This window comes from Candidatus Microbacterium colombiense (assembly GCA_029203165.1).
Taxonomy (GTDB): Bacteria; Actinomycetota; Actinomycetes; order Actinomycetales; family Microbacteriaceae; genus Microbacterium; species Microbacterium colombiense.
In genome coordinates this window covers 1,769,758-1,784,538 of the sequence record CP119308.1, presented here as the reverse complement: position 1 = coordinate 1,784,538, position 14,781 = coordinate 1,769,758, and the positions used below count along the sequence as shown (strand labels likewise).

Sequence of the window (14,781 nt, the reverse complement as noted above, 5' to 3'; positions counted from 1 at the left end):
GTGATGCGGTTTCAGGTGTGCTGTGCGAGTTCGGCGCGGACTTCGTCGCGGAGGCGGCCGAGGTTGTCGGGTTCGGGGGCGGCACCGAGGAGGGTCTTGGTGTAGTCGTGTCGGGGGTTGAGGATGACCTCGTCGGCGGGGCCGCGTTCGACGACATCACCGTGGAACAGGACCATGATCTCGTCACTGAAGTGGCGGGCCGTGGCGAGGTCGTGCGTGATGTACAGGACGCCCAGGTTCTCTTCGCGCTGCAGATCCGCGAGCAGATTCAACACGCCGAGGCGGATCGAGACGTCGAGCATCGATACCGGCTCATCGGCGACGATGAACCGTGCCCCCGGGGCCAGGGCCCGTGCGATCGCGACACGCTGCCGCTGCCCACCCGACAGCTCATGCGGGCGCCGCTCGGCGAAACTTCCCGCCGGGGAGAGCCGCACCCGATCCAACAACTCCAACGCTCGCTCCCGCACCTGCGCCCCCGACAGCTCCGGGTGATGCAGGCGCAGCGGGCGCTCGAGGTGATGCACGATCGTGTGGAACGGGTTCAACGACGCGAACGGGTCCTGGAACACCATCTGCACTTCAGAGCGGTAGGTCGCCAGCGCCCGACCTCTGTTGCCAGAGGCAGCGCCGTCCAACAGGATCTCTCCGCTGGTCGGAGTCTCCAGCTTCATGAGCATGCGGGCGATCGTCGACTTCCCCGACCCCGACTCCCCCACCAGCGCCACGGTCTTGCCCGCCGCGATCGTGAACGACACATCCTTCACTGCATGCAGTGTGCGGGTCTTCAACCCGGAGCGCAGCGTGAAGTCCTTGACGAGGTTCCTGGCTTCGAGGGTCGGAACGCCCGTCGTCGAGACCGTGGGACGAACTGCACTCATCGGACCTGCTCCTGACTGGGCTGGTTGCCGGTGCGCACGAAGTCGCCCCGCTCGCCCTTCAAAGACGGGAAACTCGACAGCAGCTTCTTCGTGTACTCGTGCTGGGGCGTGCGGTAGATCTCCTCCGCCGTGCCCTCCTCCACGATCTGCCCCTGCAACATCACCGCGATCCGATCACTGATCTCGATCAACATCGGCAGATCATGCGTGATGAAGATCACCGCGAACCCCAACTTCTCCCGCAACCGCATGATCTCCCGGATGATGCCCCGCTGCACCACCACATCCAACGCCGTCGTCGGCTCATCCATGATCATCACCTGCGGATCCAACGCCAACGCCATCGCGATCATCATCCGCTGCCGCATCCCACCCGACAACTCATGCGGAAAACTCGACAACCGGGCCGGATCAACGCCCACCAACGTGAGCAACTCCTCCGCCCGCGCCGTCTTCGCCTTCTTACTCATCCCCGGACGATGCGTGTCGAAGATGTCGAAGATCTGCGCACGCACACTGATCACCGGGTTCAACGAATTCATCGCCCCCTGGAACACCATCGAGATCTTGTCCCACCGGAACGCGCGGAGACCCTCCCCATCCAAACCCACGATGTCGATATCCGACCCATCACGGTCATGGAACACGATCTCCCCACCGGTCATCAACGCCGGCGCCTTCAACAACCGATTCATCCCATACGCCAGCGTCGTCTTGCCGCATCCCGACTCCCCGGCCAGACCGAGGATCTCCCCCCGATGCAATGTCAACGACACATTGCGGACGGCCTTCACCGGCGGATCCACCTCATACTCGATCGACACATCACGAGCGGTCAGAACAGGCTCGCTCATGCGGTGACCCCCTCTCCACCGATGCCACGACCCGACCGCCGGGCCTGCCGTTGGCGACGCGCCGCGACCGGCACCTGACGCAGTTTCGGATTCACGACCTCGTCGATCGCGAAGTTGATCAACGACAGAGCGGTGCCGATCAGCGCGATGATCGCACCGGGCGGTACGAACCACCACCAGGCGCCACTCCCCACGGCTTGGCCCGTCTGCGCGTCGTTGAGGATGGTGCCCAGCGTGATCGATCCGGTCGGGCCGAGCCCCAGATACGACAACCCGGCCTCACCCAGCACCGCGAAGATCACACCGAAGATCAGTTGAGCCGCCAGCAGAGGCACCAGGTTCGGCAGGATCTCGACGAAGATGACCCGTAGAGGCCGCTCACCCGCGACCACCGATGCGGCGACGTAGTCCCGGGTGCGCAGCGATCGAGCGGTTCCCCGCAACACGACGGCCGATCCCGCCCAGCCGGTGATGCCGAGCACGAGCGCCACCAGGAGCGAACTCCGAGCGAGATCGCCCAGACCCTCGGTGTGCTGCACGTAGGCGGCGATGACCATCACGAGCGGCAGGCCGGGGATCACCAGCATGATGTTGGTGCCCAGCATCAGCACCTCGTCCAGCGCTCCGCCGAAGTATCCGGCCAGCACGCCGAAGACGAGCGCCAGCAGCAATGCGACAAGGCCCGCCACCGCACCGACGAAGAGCGACCCCTGCGTGCCCGTCGCGAGCTGCGCGAGCACGTCGAAGCCGAGCTTCGTGGTGCCCAGGGGATGTTCCAGGCTCGGCGGAAGAAGCGGATCGAAGCTCGCATCGCGCGGGTCGCCGACCAGCAGCGGGCCGAACAGTCCGAAGGCGACGATGACCGTGATCATCACGACACCCACCCACAACTTGGCGGACATCCGCGGGAATCCCCGGCGGGTGCGCGTCGTCGACGACAGCGCGACGGCCTGCGTGGAGTCTGCAGGAGCGAGAATCGGTTCAGCCATCGCGACGCACCCTCGGGTCGATGAATCCATACAGCAGGTCGATCAGGAAGTTCGCGGCCAGCACCGTGAGGGTGATGACCAGGAAGACTCCCTGCATGAGCGCGTAGTCGAGTCCCTGCACCGACTGGATCATCAGCTTTCCGAGTCCGGGGTAGCTGAAGACCTGCTCGGTGACGATGGATCCTGCGACGACGAACCCCAGCGCGATGCCGAAGCCCGCGAGACTCGGGATCGATGCGTTGCGCGCCGCATAGGCGTTGCGGATGCGGGAACGCGTCAGCCCCTTCGCCTCTGCAGTGAGCACATAGTCCTCGGCCATCGTCTGCACCATCATGTTGCGCATCCCCAGCAGCCACCCCCCGACCGAGGAGATCACGATGGTCGCGGCGGGCAGCAGGGCGTGCACGAACGCACTCGCGATGAACGCCGGGGTCCACTCCGGTCCTGCCGGGAACTCGAACACGTCATAGCCACCGATGATCGGTAGCAGACCGAGCTGCACCGAGAACACGGCGACGAGTACGAGGGCGAGCCAGAAGTACGGGATGGACTGGAGGAACGTCGTGATCGGCACGAGCTGGTCGACCCAGGTTCCCCGGAACCACCCGACCCATGCCCCCGCCACGATTCCGAGGACGAAAGAGATCACCGTGGCGGCACCGACGAGCGTCACCGTCCAGGGCAGTGCCGATGCGATGAGCTCACCCACCGGGGCCGGGTACCGCGTGGAGGACACACCGAGATCCCCCTGCAGCAGCCGGCCCCAATAAGAGAGGTACTGGTCCCACAGAGTCGATCCTTTCTCCGCCCCGAGGATGGACGTGATCGCTGCGATCGTCTCCTCGGACAACGGCCTTCCCCCGTTCGCGCGCCGGAGCTTGCCCAGCATGATCGCGGCGGGGTCACCCGGCAGCAGCCGCGGCAACAGGAAGTTGAGGGAGATCGCAGCCCAGAGCGTCACGACGTAGAAAGTGATGCGGCGCAGCCAGAACTTCATGCGGTCCTCCTTTCACAGGATCGATCCATGGGTGGTGTCTACTTCTTGACCGGGCGCAGGTGCGTGAGGATCACGGCCGACGCGGTGGAGAGGTAGGGCAGAGGCGCGGCATACATGTCGCCCTCACTCGGCCAGCCCGTGAAGTCGGCCGTGTTGAAGAAAGACTGCGAGGCGTTGAGCACGACCGGGATGTAGGGCAGGTCACGCGCGATCTCCGTCTGGATGGTCGCGTACGCGGTCTTCTTGATCGCCTCGTCCTGGGTCGCACCGGCCTGCTTCACCGCGGCGTCCACGAGCGGGTTGGTGTAGCGCGCGTAGTTCTGCCCCTTGGTGGGCTCCTCACCCACCTTGGCGCTGGCCGTCGTGGCGAAGTACTGGTCGTAGTTGGAGAACGGATCGGCCACGAGCGACTGCGTGAGTCCGTAGAGCGCCAGTTGGAACTCTCCGGTCGAGATCGGCGTCCAGTACTCGGCCTCCGAGACCGTGCGCGCATTCACACGGATGCCCGCATCCGCGGCCTGAGCGCTGATCAGCTTCGCGGCGTCGTTGTAGTCGGTCCATCCGTCCGGCGAGAAGAGATCCAACTCGATCGCGACGCCGTCCTTGCCGTAGAAGCCGTCAGAGCCCTTCGTGTAACCGGCCTTCTCGAGGATCTCCTGCGCGGAGCCGGCGTCGGCCTGCTGCGGACTGGTCGCGAGGCTCGGGTCTCCGAGCCATTTCTCATCACGCGGGAGCAGAGCGAAACTCGGCGACGACTCGCCGGCGAGCCCGGCGAACGCCTTCTTCCCGATGGCGCTGCGATCGATCGCGACGTTGAGCGCCTGCCGGACAGCCGGATCGGTCTGGGCGCCGGAACATCCCATCGACGTGTCGGCGCAGGTCATGATCACGGTCGGATCCTGCTGCTGGTTCATCGTGCTGATCCGGCCGTTGGCCGTCACCCCGTCCGGGTTCGCGATGAACTGACCGACCCAGTCGAGCTTCCCCGTCTTGAGCAGATCCTCCGAGGACTGGTTCGAATCGATGCCGATGTCCTGCACCTCCGCGATCTCGGGCGGCCCGTCACGGAAGAGCTCATTCGCCTCGAGCGTGTACGCCGCGTCTGTGAACGACTTCAGCGTGTACGGACCCGACCCGATGGGGTCCGGGTTCGTCTCGGTCATGTAGCCGTCGATATCCGCCCAGATGTGCTCCGGGATGATCCAGGTGGATCCGAGGATCAACGAGGTGGCGGTGAACTTCGCCGACGAATAGGTCACCACGATCGTGGTGTCGTCCGTCGGCTCGGCGGAGACCATGTCCGGATCATGGTTCGATCCGTATCCCAGGCTGAAGGCGACATCGGCGGCTGTGAGGTCCTCGCCGTCGCTCCACTTCAGGTCGGGCTTGATGGTGATGGTGAGCACGGTGCCGTCGTCGTTGAACTCATAGGAGTCGCCGATCATTCCGACGGGCGGATCGGCGGACAACTGGTTGAAGAAGAACAGCGGTTCGTAGATCGCACCGAACGTCATGTGCGTCGCCGTGTCGACCGCGAACGGATTGAAGTTGTTCGTGATCGGCGTCATCGAACCCGACCACATGCGTAGCGGGCGATCACCGCCCGATGAGCTGCCACCGGATGTGCAGCCGCCCAGGGTCAGGGCGAGTGCCGCGGCACCGGCGACAAGAGGAAGCGTCTTCCTCCAGCGGTTGTCATGCATGGGAACCTCGTCTCAAAGCTTCGTTGCAGGAATCGAGCAATGCGGACAGGGGATCCGCTGAGAGCGAGGCTATAGTAAAGGTTCTTTCCGGTAAAGACCTTTCCGGTTTTTGTAAAGATTCTTTTCATACCGCTCGGACGTCCGCGAATCGCGGCGCCCCGTCGAAAACGACAGGAGACCGGACCGACGATGTCGGCCCGGTCTCCTGTCGTGCGATCCGCGTTGCGGCGTCAGTACCAGATGTCGAGGCTCGGCGCGGGATAGGCGGCGAAGGCGCGATCGATCGCGATGACGACACCCGAATCCGCATCGATCAGCCCCGCGCCCTGCAGAGAGCTCGCCCGGACGCCGCCCACGTAGAGCGAGGAGAGCGCGGAGACTCCCATCGCAGCATCGATCCGCTGGCCGTCCGCCCGATCCACCGTCGCGATCCCCTCGTCGTCGACGCGCAGGCGCCAGTCGCCGGACGCGAAGCCCAGCGGGTCATCGATGCGGAGGACGAGGTCGACCGGGGCCGAGTATGTCCTCGCCGCGAGCGCCGAGGCCACGTCGAGCACGCGCAACCATCCATGATCGTGGATCGTCTGGGTCACACCTCGGGGATCGGTGACGAGCCACGGGAGGGAATCGTCGAGCGGACGGAGATCCGCAGAGACCTCATCCACCAGATCGTGCTGCACCGCGAAACGCCACAACGCCGCGACGGCATCCGGGGTCTCCCCCACCAACAGCCGCACCTGCAGCGAGGAGCGGAACGTGCCACCCATCTCCGTGAGCTCATACACGAGGACGCCGCAGACCTCACCGGACTCATCGCGGTACCGGACCCCGCGGATCTTCGCGCGTTCGGCTTCCGTCGACGAGACTCCGGCGTAGCCGTCCCAGCGCCCCCTCCACCCGGGGATCTGTCCGGGCCGAAGGCGACGGGCCCGTTCATGCACGGCTCCCAGATCGGCCGCGAGCTGCTCCCCCTCGACGTACTCGAGGGTGCCCGCCGGCGCTAGGCCCGCCCAACCGGCACGGCGGGTGTCAATCGTCAGGCGAGCAGCCGGAACCGCCGCGCCGAAGCCATATCGTCCGTAGATCGTGGCCTCCGACACCGTGAGCCCCGCGATCGGGACGCCGGCCGCGACAGCGGCGCGCAGTTCGCCTTCGAGCAGGGCGCGCGCGATACCTCGACGGCGGTGGGTGGCCGCCACGGTCACGACACTGATCGCCCACATGTCGACCTCCGCCCCGCCGGGCACGCCGAGCGGCGTCACCCAGGAGTTGACGGTCGCCACGGGCTTCGCGGCGGTGTCGGCTGCCTTGTCGTACACGCCGATGTTGCGGCGCTCCGCGAACGTCGCGTGCTCTGCCGACAGCGACTCCTGCGTGGGCTCGCTCCCGAGGAATCCTCGGGAGACCGCGCGCTGGTACTGCGCCGCGCTCGCGTCGTCGGTGAAGTCGACCAGACGATAGTCGAGTCCGTTCCCGTCGAGCCGGGTCACAGAGGTCTGGTCAGCGGGGATCTCACGCGCATCAATCGAGGCCATACCTACAGCCTAGAGTCGGAGTCCGACGATACGCTCGCGATCAGTGCTGGGCGGCCTGGACCTCGCGCAGACGCGCGAACACCTGGTCGCGGAGCTGCTCCGGGGCCGTCTCCTTGCAGGCGCGCGCGACCACCTCGGTGAGAGTCGTCGCGACCAGCGCCTCGTCGCGGCACGACGGGCAGTTCTCGAGATGCTCCCGGATCTCGGTGTGCTCGGTGTTGCACACCTCGTTGCGGAGGTACTCCTCCAGATCCTGACGGGCTTTGTCGCAGCCGCAGTCGCTCATTTCCTGCTCCTCGGGTCGGCCGCGGCGATGCCTCGCTCGGCGGCGTAATCTGCCAGCAGCTCCCGCAACATGCGCCTGCCTCGATGCAGGCGGCTCATCACGGTGCCGATCGGCGTCTTCATGATGTCGGCGATCTCCTGGTAGGCGAAGCCCTCGACGTCAGCGAGGTACACCGCCAAACGGAAGTCCTCCGGAACAGCCTGGAGTGCGTCCTTGACGACCGATGCCGGCATCCGGTCGATCGCCTCCGCCTCGGCTGAACGACCGTGCGTCGCCGTGGTCGACTCCGCACCACCCAACTGCCAGTCTTCGAGCTCGTCGATCGTTCCCTGGAACGGCTCGCGCTGTTTCTTGCGATAGATGTTGATGTAGGTGTTCGTGAGGATCCGGTACAGCCACGCCTTGAGATTGGTGCCCTGGGAGAACGTGGCCCAGGAGCCGTACGCCTTGACGAACGTCTCCTGCACGAGGTCTGCGGCATCCGCCGGGTTGCGCGTCATACGCATCGCGGCGGCGTAGAGCTGATCCATGAAGGGGATCGCCTGCTCCTCGAACTCGCGTCGAGGGTCACCGACGATGTCTGCGGTTACGGTGTCATCCATCACGGGCCAGTCTAGGCCGCCGATGTCCACCGATTCGCGCTCCAACGTGGCGAGCATGCTCTCTCCTTCTCGGCGGGTACGCCGCCGTTCACTAAGGTGGAAACCGATGAGCGCCAACAGGTATTCCCCTCCCCCCGTCCAGGGCACCTACATCGCGCCCTCGGCCGACGGTTCCGTGCATGCGACCCTCACCATCCCGGGGTCGAAGTCGCTGACGAATCGTGAGCTCATCATCGCGGCGATCGCCGATGGGCCGGGCCGCCTCGTCGCCCCGCTGCACTCAGACGACTCCCGCCGCATGGTCGACGCATTGCGCGCGATCGGAATCGGTATCGAGGAGGTCGAGACCGAGAACGAGTTCGGACCGGATCTGGTCGTCACGCCGGGCAAGCTCACCGGAGGCGTCACCGTCGACTGCGGTCAGGCCGGCACGGTCATGCGGTTCATCGCCCCGCTCGCCGGACTCGCCTCGAACGACGTCCATCTCACGGCGCACGAGACGGCTCTGCACCGACCGATGGGCGGTCTCATCAGCGGACTCCGCGATCTGGGCGTCGACATCGACGATGAAGGAACCTGGTCGCTGCCTTTCACGATCAAGGGTCACGGACGCATCCGGGGCGGCCGCGTCGAGATCGATGCCTCGGCGTCGAGCCAGTTCGTCTCCGGTCTCCTGCTCGCCGCGCCGCGTTTCGACGTGGGCCTGCACCTCGTGCACACCGGCGAGCATCTGCCGAGCCTGCCGCACATCGACATGACCATCGAGTCGCTCAGCCGACGCGGGATCCGCATCGAGCGGCCGGCCGTGGGCGAGTGGCTCGTCGAGGCCGGCGTCCCCCGCGCCAAGGAGATCGCGATCGAGCCGGATCTCTCCAACGCAGCGCCGTTCCTCGCCGCGGCGCTCGTCACCGGCGGTGCCGTGACGATCACGGGGTGGCCCGCACATTCCACGCAGCCGGGCGTCCTCCTCCCGGAGATCCTCCAGGCCATGGGTGCGCACACCAGCCGGCACGGCGGTGCGCTCACCGTGCGTGCCGGGAACGGCATCCGCGGCCTCGACCTCGACCTGTCCGCGGCGAGCGAGCTCACGCCGACGATCGTCGGCCTCGCGGCCTTCGCCGAGACGCCGACGACGATCCGCGGCATCGGCCACATCCGCCTGCACGAGACCGACCGGATCGCGGCACTCGTCGGCAATCTGCGCGCGCTGGGCGGAGACGCCGAGGAACTCGCCGATGGACTGCGCATCACCCCCCGCCCCCTGCACGGCGGTGGTTGGCCGGCGCACCACGATCACCGGATGGCGACCACGGGCGCCCTGATCGGGCTGCGCGTCCCCGGCGTCGAGATCGATGAGATCGGCACGACCGCCAAGACACTTCCGGAGTTCACGCTGCTGTGGGAGCGCATGCTGCGAGGCACTCCCGCGTGAGCTGGCTCGACGATTCCGACGACCTCGAGGACGACTTCGAGGACTACGACGAGAGCACCTTCCGCACGCGTCCGAACCCGAAGGCCAATCGCCCGCGCACCAAGAGGCGCCCCGCCCACGAGGACGCCGAGAACGGACGGGTGCTGGGCGTGGATCGCGGTCGGTACACCGTGCTCCTCGACGAGGGAACAGACGGCGAGCACACCGTCACGGCCACCCGAGCCCGCGAGCTCCGACGCACCCCCATCGTCACCGGAGACCAAGCCCGTGTCGTGGGAGACACCACGGGCGCGGAAGGCACGCTGGCCCGGATCATCGGGATCGTCGACCGCACCTCGCTGCTGCGTCGCAGTGCCGACGACACCGACCAGGTCGAGCGCGTGATCGTCGCGAACGCCGACCAGATGCTGATCGTGGTGGCGGCAGCCGATCCCGAACCCCGAGCGCGCCTTGTCGATCGTTACCTCGTCGCCGCGCTCGACGCCGGGATCCGCCCGCTGCTCGTCGTGACCAAGACCGACCTCGCCGACCCGGCCGTGTTCCTCTCGCACTTCGACGGGCTGGACGACCTCCGCGTGTTCACCAGCGCGCGCGAAGAGATGCCCGTCGATGAGATCGGGGCGGCCCTCGTCGGCCACTCGACCGTGTTCGTGGGGCATTCCGGCGTCGGCAAGTCGACGCTCGTCAACGAACTCGTCCCCTCTGCCCAGCGCGCCACCGGGCACGTCAACCAGGTCACCGGTCGCGGTCGCCACACCTCGTCGTCCACCGTCTCGCTTCGCTACGAAGGCACAGAGGGCGACGGGTGGGTGATCGACACCCCGGGCGTGCGGTCGTTCGGCCTCGGACATGTGGAGCCGGCGAACATCCTCGCCGCGTTCACGGAACTCGCCGTCATCGCCGAGGACTGCCCGCGCGGCTGCACGCATCTCGCGGACGCGCCGGACTGCGCGCTCATCGAAGCGGCCGAGCGCGGCGATCTGAATGAGACAGGGCGCGCCCGGCTCGATTCGCTGCAGCGGTTGCTCCAGACCTTCGCCGACAAGGCCGAGCAGACGCCCGGACGATAGGCTGGACGGGTGACTGAGCGACTGGAAACCGGAAACCCCGCCCCCGACTTCTCCCTCCTCGACCAGGACGGCGCCACGGTGCGCCTGGCCGATCTCGCCGGACAGAAGACGGTTCTGTACTTCTACCCCGCCGCGATGACTCCCGGATGCACCACGCAGGCCTGCGACTTCCGCGACAGCATCTCCTCCCTGCAGGGTGCGGGCTACCGCGTCATCGGGATCTCACGAGACGAGCCGTCGAAGCTCGCAGAGTTCCGCGACCGCGACGGGCTGACCTTCACCCTGCTCAGCGATCCGGACCACTCCGTGCACACCGCCTACGGGGCCTGGGGCGAGAAGATGAACTACGGGAAGGTCGTCGAGGGGGTCCTCCGCTCGACGTTCGTTCTGGACGAACAGGGGAACATCTCTCTGGCCCAGTACAACGTCAAGGCCACCGGTCACGTGGCCCGTCTGCGCAAGCAGCTCGGCATCGACGCCTGAGGCTCCGCGAGCCCGAGGCTAGTCCGCCTCGCGTCGCTCACCCTCGTGTCGTGCGCTCGCGATGAGCAGGATGAAGCCGACCAGCCCCGGCACGCCGACTCCCACCGTGAAGGCCCAGATCACCGGCTGAACGGTGAGTGAGGCGAGCGCGAGCGCGACAGCGAGGACCTGGAAGACCACCCCACCCGAGCGCGCCCAGGAGCGGCCTGCTCGCGCACCCCACGCGAAGGCGAAGAGCGCCGCTGCACCGACGAGCGTGAGCACGACGAGCGCGATCGCGGTCGGCCGCGAGGCCGCGTCGCCGGCACCGAGCCCGGCGAGCTCGACGAATGCGAAGATGACGAGCGCCAGCCCCTCGAGGGCGAGGACTGCCGCTGCCGCCGCGGCTACTCCGGGTGCACGCACGATGTCTCCTGAGAATCGAATGAGAAGGACGAAAACCCTTGATTTCGCTGGTTTCATGTAACAGAATAGACAGCGTCATGTGCTCCCACAGCGGCGTGGGGCGGGCGATCCGTCCGCATCACAAAACGCGGGCGTCCGTCCGCATCTGAACAGGGTAGCGGAACCCGAGCCGCCGCCCGAATCCGAGTCGTCGCGTCGCGATCTCTCTTGAAATCCACACCGAGGAGCCCCCATGGATTGGCGCGATAAGGCCGCCTGTTTGACTGTCGACCCCGAACTGTTCTTCCCCGTCGGGAACACCGGTCCGGCCGTCGATCAGATCGAGAAGGCGAAGACTGTCTGCGCCACCTGCACGGTGACCGAGATCTGCCTCCAGTACGCCCTCGAGTCCAGCCAGGATTCGGGCGTGTGGGGTGGCCTCTCCGAAGACGAGCGCCGCGCGCTCAAGCGTCGCGCCGCTCGCGCCCGTCGCGCGTCCTGACCGACGCCCGACCGGCACGGCCCTGCAGCCCTCCACCGAGGAGTCCCTCACCGGGGCCAGGGCCGCGCCGGCTCAGCGACCACCCGCGTCGCCCGCCCGCCGACGACCGGCGAGATGTCCGTCGAACCCGCTCACTTGTTCAGCCACCGTAGCGGGATGTCGATGACGACCTCGGTTCCGACGCCCTCACTTCCGTGCCACTCGATGGTCCCGCCCAGTTCACCCTGGATGAGCGTGCGGATGATCTGCGTGCCGAGACCCTGACCGATGCGCCCTTCGGGAAGCCCGTGGCCGGTGTCCTTGACCGTGACACGCAGGCTGTCCTCGGTCCGCGTGGCATCGATCGCGATCACGCCTTCCTGCCCGGCGAGGCCGTGCTCGACCGCGTTCGTGACGACCTCGGTGAGCGCGAGGGCGAGAGGCGTGGCGTATTCGCTCGGAAGCACGCCGAATCGGCCGGTGAGCTGTGTGCGAGCACGGGTGTTGGGCGCGGACGCGACCTCGGCGACGAGCTTGAGAACGCGATGGAAGACCTCATCGAAGTCGACCTTCTGGGTCAGTCCCTGGGCGAGTGTGTCGTGCACGACAGCGATCGAGTCCACCCGTCGCATCGCCTGAGTGAGAGCGTCGCGCGCCTCATCGGAGTGTGTGCGCCTGGCCTGGATCCGCAGCAGCGACGCCACGGTCTGCAGGTTGTTCTTCACGCGATGGTGGATCTCACGGATCGTCGCATCCTTCGTGATGAGTTCCTGCTCCTGGTGGCGCAGCTCCGACACGTCGCGACAGAGCACGATCGCGCCGATGCGCGTGCCGTGGTCCTTGAGCGGGATGGCGCGCAGCGAGACGGTCACGCCGCGGGCCTCGATGTCGGTGCGCCAGGGAGCACGACCGGTGACGACCACCGGAAGCGACTCGTCGACCTGACGCGAGGGCGGTACCAATCGTGTCGTGACCTCGGCGAGCGACTCTCCCTCGAGCTCATCATCGAATCCCATCCGATTGAAGGCGGAGAGGGCGTTCGGGCTGGCGAAAGTCGTGATGCCGTCGACGTCGATCCGGATCAGACCGTCGGACGCACGCGGCGCCCCTCGTCTCGGCGAGGTGGGGGCTGCCAGGTCGGGGAAGCTGCCGTCAGCGATCATGCGGAACAGGTCGTTCGCGCATTCGTCGAACGTGATCTGCTGACGGGACGGGGTACGCACCTCCCCCAGGTTCGTGTGCCGCGTCACGATTCCTATGACCGCACGCGATTTCGCGTCCGCACCGCGTCGGCTGATCACGATCGGCACCGCTCGCACCCTGGTCGGCGTCTCCTCGAACCAGTCCGGCGAGGAGGAGTCCACGATCTCCGCGGAGTCGAATGCCCCCTGCACCTGTGTGCGCCACTGTGGGCGCACGCGTTCGCCGACGATGTCACGGTAGAACAGCGTCGCCGCACCGCTGGGCCGCGCGTGTGCGACGGCGATGAACGAGCCGTCCTCCGTCTGGATCCACACGACGATGTCCGCGGAGGCGAGATCGGCGAGCAGCTGGCCGTCGCCGGCGAGCCGGTGGAGCCATTCGACGTCGTTGTCGGTCAGACGGCCCTGCGCGAGGGCGAGATCACTGAGGGTTGACACTCTCCCAGCCTACGGCGAGTTGTGTCAGAGGACCGCCAACGACGTCGCACGCCACCGACGGTCCAGGCCCTCGAGACGAATGGCGACGGCGCGCGTCCTCCCCGGCCCTGCCACGACGACGACGGCCTCGATGATGCCGTCGACCGGCTCGGTGACCCTCATCGCGCGGATCTCGAACGTCGGACGTGCCGGCGGTACCCCGCGCGCGCTGCGTGCTCTCGCCGAGAGGTTCGTGCGGCTCACCAGGGTGCGATACGCCTCTTCGCTGAACCACCGAGCGAGCTGATCCACCTCTCGCACGCCGGCGAGGGCCTCCAGCACTCCCTGCGTGAGACTGCGTAGGAGCGGAGCGGGATCGGGCAACGCCGCGGTGGGCGTGGGTTGCGGGGCGAAGTATTCGTGAACATTCATCATCGGCACTCTCCATCGGAAGTCTGAGCCGCCAGTCGAGCACGCCCCGATGCGGTCGATGCGGGTCGTCGAGGAAGTATGTGGATAACTCGTACATGGCCGCCGACGCTCGCCTACGCTCGGGTCCGTGCACTGGGATCGTCTGTTCGAAGACCTCGAGGGTCAGTTGTCCGCAGAGTGGGAGACGGAGCGCGCTGCACTGAGTGCCGAATCCGAACGACTTCGGATCTCGCGACTCGACCTGCGCAGCAGGCTGCGCGCTCTGTGCACTGCCGGGGCGTCTGTGACGCTGGAGCTCTCCAACGGTCGACGGCTCCCCGTCGCGATGCGCGCGCTCGGAGTCGACTGGGTCGCGGTCGAGTCAGCGCAGGGAGACGACCTGCTGCTCGCCCCCTCCACGCGCATCCTCCCGCTCCATGCGGTGCACGGCGTGCGGGCCGACCACGGCATCCTGCTCGCGAGTCTCGACGGGGACGCCGAGCCCGAGAGCCCGTTGCGGGAGAGGATGAGTCTCGGATTCATCCTCCGCGATCTCGCCCGACGTCGCGTGCCGGTGCACCTCACCGTCACCACCGGCGACGACATGCACGGCACCATCGACCGTGCAGGTCTCGATCATCTCGATCTCGCCCTCCACGATGCCGGGACGGCGCGACTCGCTCGCGAGGTGCAGGGGTTTCGCATCGTGCCGTTCGCCGCGCTGATCACGATCAGAGCGGTGGGAGATCAGAGGTTCTGAGCGGACGACGCTCCCCAGACCTCCGGGAAGCTGGCCACTTGCGATTGCCGCCAGAGCGCCATTCGACGGGACTGCTCCGACTGCGCGGCGAGATAGTCCTCCAGGCTCGACTCTTCGACGCGCCAGCGTGCCGGAACGCCGATCTGCATTCCTCGGAGTTCGCCGTCGTGCACGAGCGCGATCACTTCGGCGACGCCGATCTGCAACAACTCGGCGACCTGTGCCGGCGCGAGATAGCGGGGAGCTCCTGAAGTCGATGCGGCCATGCGCCCATTCTCCCCCACTGATCATCAC

17 protein-coding genes are annotated in these 14,781 nt (G+C 66.9%); 5 read left to right on the top strand and 12 right to left on the bottom strand.

Going from position 1 to position 14,781, the window contains the following annotated elements; translation table 11 throughout:
* Positions 1 to 11: 11 nt before the first annotated feature.
* The 8 genes from P0Y60_08555 to P0Y60_08520 form a co-directional block, all read right to left on the bottom strand.
* Positions 12 to 881 (bottom strand): ATP-binding cassette domain-containing protein, encoded by an 870-nt coding sequence (locus P0Y60_08555; protein WEK62760.1) that lies wholly within the window; start codon positions 879 to 881, stop codon positions 12 to 14.
* Positions 878 to 1,735, bottom strand: a complete 858-nt coding sequence (locus tag P0Y60_08550; protein WEK62759.1) for an ABC transporter ATP-binding protein — start codon at positions 1,733 to 1,735, stop codon at positions 878 to 880. The genes P0Y60_08555 and P0Y60_08550 overlap by 4 nt, the downstream gene beginning before the upstream one ends.
* Positions 1,732 to 2,724 (bottom strand): ABC transporter permease, encoded by a 993-nt coding sequence (locus P0Y60_08545; GenBank protein ID WEK62758.1) that lies wholly within the window; start codon positions 2,722 to 2,724, stop codon positions 1,732 to 1,734. The genes P0Y60_08550 and P0Y60_08545 overlap by 4 nt, the downstream gene beginning before the upstream one ends.
* Complete coding sequence (locus P0Y60_08540; protein ID WEK62757.1) at positions 2,717 to 3,721, bottom strand: ABC transporter permease; 1,005 nt, start codon at positions 3,719 to 3,721, stop codon at positions 2,717 to 2,719. The genes P0Y60_08545 and P0Y60_08540 overlap by 8 nt, the downstream gene beginning before the upstream one ends.
* A 38-nt stretch (positions 3,722 to 3,759) precedes the next feature.
* Positions 3,760 to 5,424: an ABC transporter substrate-binding protein gene (locus tag P0Y60_08535; GenBank protein WEK62756.1), complete on the bottom strand. Its 1,665-nt coding sequence runs from the start codon at positions 5,422 to 5,424 to the stop codon at positions 3,760 to 3,762.
* Positions 5,425 to 5,654: 230 nt separating this feature from the next.
* Complete coding sequence (locus tag P0Y60_08530; GenBank protein WEK62755.1) at positions 5,655 to 6,959, bottom strand: GNAT family N-acetyltransferase; 1,305 nt, start codon at positions 6,957 to 6,959, stop codon at positions 5,655 to 5,657.
* Positions 6,960 to 6,999: 40 nt separating this feature from the next.
* Positions 7,000 to 7,245 (bottom strand): zf-HC2 domain-containing protein, encoded by a 246-nt coding sequence (locus tag P0Y60_08525; protein WEK62754.1) that lies wholly within the window; start codon positions 7,243 to 7,245, stop codon positions 7,000 to 7,002.
* Complete coding sequence (locus P0Y60_08520) at positions 7,242 to 7,904, bottom strand: sigma-70 family RNA polymerase sigma factor (protein WEK62753.1); 663 nt, start codon at positions 7,902 to 7,904, stop codon at positions 7,242 to 7,244. The genes P0Y60_08525 and P0Y60_08520 overlap by 4 nt, the downstream gene beginning before the upstream one ends.
* Before the next feature lie 49 nt (positions 7,905 to 7,953).
* Between P0Y60_08520 and aroA the strand changes: the two genes are divergently transcribed.
* Genes aroA through bcp form a run of 3 tightly spaced genes read left to right on the top strand, consistent with a single transcriptional unit; the run spans position 7,954 to position 10,832 of the window.
* Entirely contained in the window at positions 7,954 to 9,279 is a 1,326-nt protein-coding gene (gene aroA / locus P0Y60_08515; protein WEK62752.1) for a 3-phosphoshikimate 1-carboxyvinyltransferase, read from the top strand.
* On the top strand, positions 9,276 to 10,349 hold the full coding sequence (gene rsgA / locus P0Y60_08510; GenBank protein ID WEK62751.1) for a ribosome small subunit-dependent GTPase A: 1,074 nt from the start codon (positions 9,276 to 9,278) through the stop codon (positions 10,347 to 10,349). The genes aroA and rsgA overlap by 4 nt, the downstream gene beginning before the upstream one ends.
* Positions 10,350 to 10,358: 9 nt before the next feature.
* Entirely contained in the window at positions 10,359 to 10,832 is a 474-nt protein-coding gene (bcp, locus tag P0Y60_08505; protein WEK62750.1) for a thioredoxin-dependent thiol peroxidase, read from the top strand.
* A gap of 18 nt (positions 10,833 to 10,850) precedes the next feature.
* Here the strand turns inward: bcp and P0Y60_08500 are convergent, their stop codons facing one another.
* Positions 10,851 to 11,237, bottom strand: a complete 387-nt coding sequence (locus P0Y60_08500) for a hypothetical protein (protein WEK62749.1) — start codon at positions 11,235 to 11,237, stop codon at positions 10,851 to 10,853.
* Between the two features lie 232 nt (positions 11,238 to 11,469).
* On the opposite strand from P0Y60_08500, the gene P0Y60_08495 reads away from it, so the two are divergent.
* Positions 11,470 to 11,718 carry a WhiB family transcriptional regulator gene (locus P0Y60_08495; GenBank protein WEK62748.1) on the top strand — a complete coding sequence of 83 codons (249 nt, stop codon included), beginning with the start codon at positions 11,470 to 11,472 and terminating at the stop codon, positions 11,716 to 11,718.
* Positions 11,719 to 11,849: 131 nt separating this feature from the next.
* Here the strand turns inward: P0Y60_08495 and P0Y60_08490 are convergent, their stop codons facing one another.
* Together P0Y60_08490 and P0Y60_08485 are read right to left on the bottom strand one after the other, a co-directional pair.
* Positions 11,850 to 13,337, bottom strand: coding sequence for a histidine kinase N-terminal domain-containing protein (locus P0Y60_08490; GenBank protein ID WEK62747.1), 1,488 nt, complete (start codon positions 13,335 to 13,337; stop codon positions 11,850 to 11,852).
* Positions 13,338 to 13,361: 24 nt separating this feature from the next.
* Positions 13,362 to 13,748: an Rv3235 family protein gene (locus tag P0Y60_08485; protein ID WEK62746.1), complete on the bottom strand. Its 387-nt coding sequence runs from the start codon at positions 13,746 to 13,748 to the stop codon at positions 13,362 to 13,364.
* A 127-nt stretch (positions 13,749 to 13,875) separates the two neighbouring features.
* On the opposite strand from P0Y60_08485, the gene P0Y60_08480 reads away from it, so the two are divergent.
* Positions 13,876 to 14,487, top strand: coding sequence for a hypothetical protein (locus P0Y60_08480; protein WEK62745.1), 612 nt, complete (start codon positions 13,876 to 13,878; stop codon positions 14,485 to 14,487).
* Here P0Y60_08480 and P0Y60_08475 read toward each other — a convergent pair.
* Entirely contained in the window at positions 14,475 to 14,753 is a 279-nt protein-coding gene (locus P0Y60_08475) for a helix-turn-helix domain-containing protein (protein WEK62744.1), read from the bottom strand. The genes P0Y60_08480 and P0Y60_08475 overlap by 13 nt on opposite strands.
* Between the last annotated feature and the right edge of the window lie 28 nt (positions 14,754 to 14,781).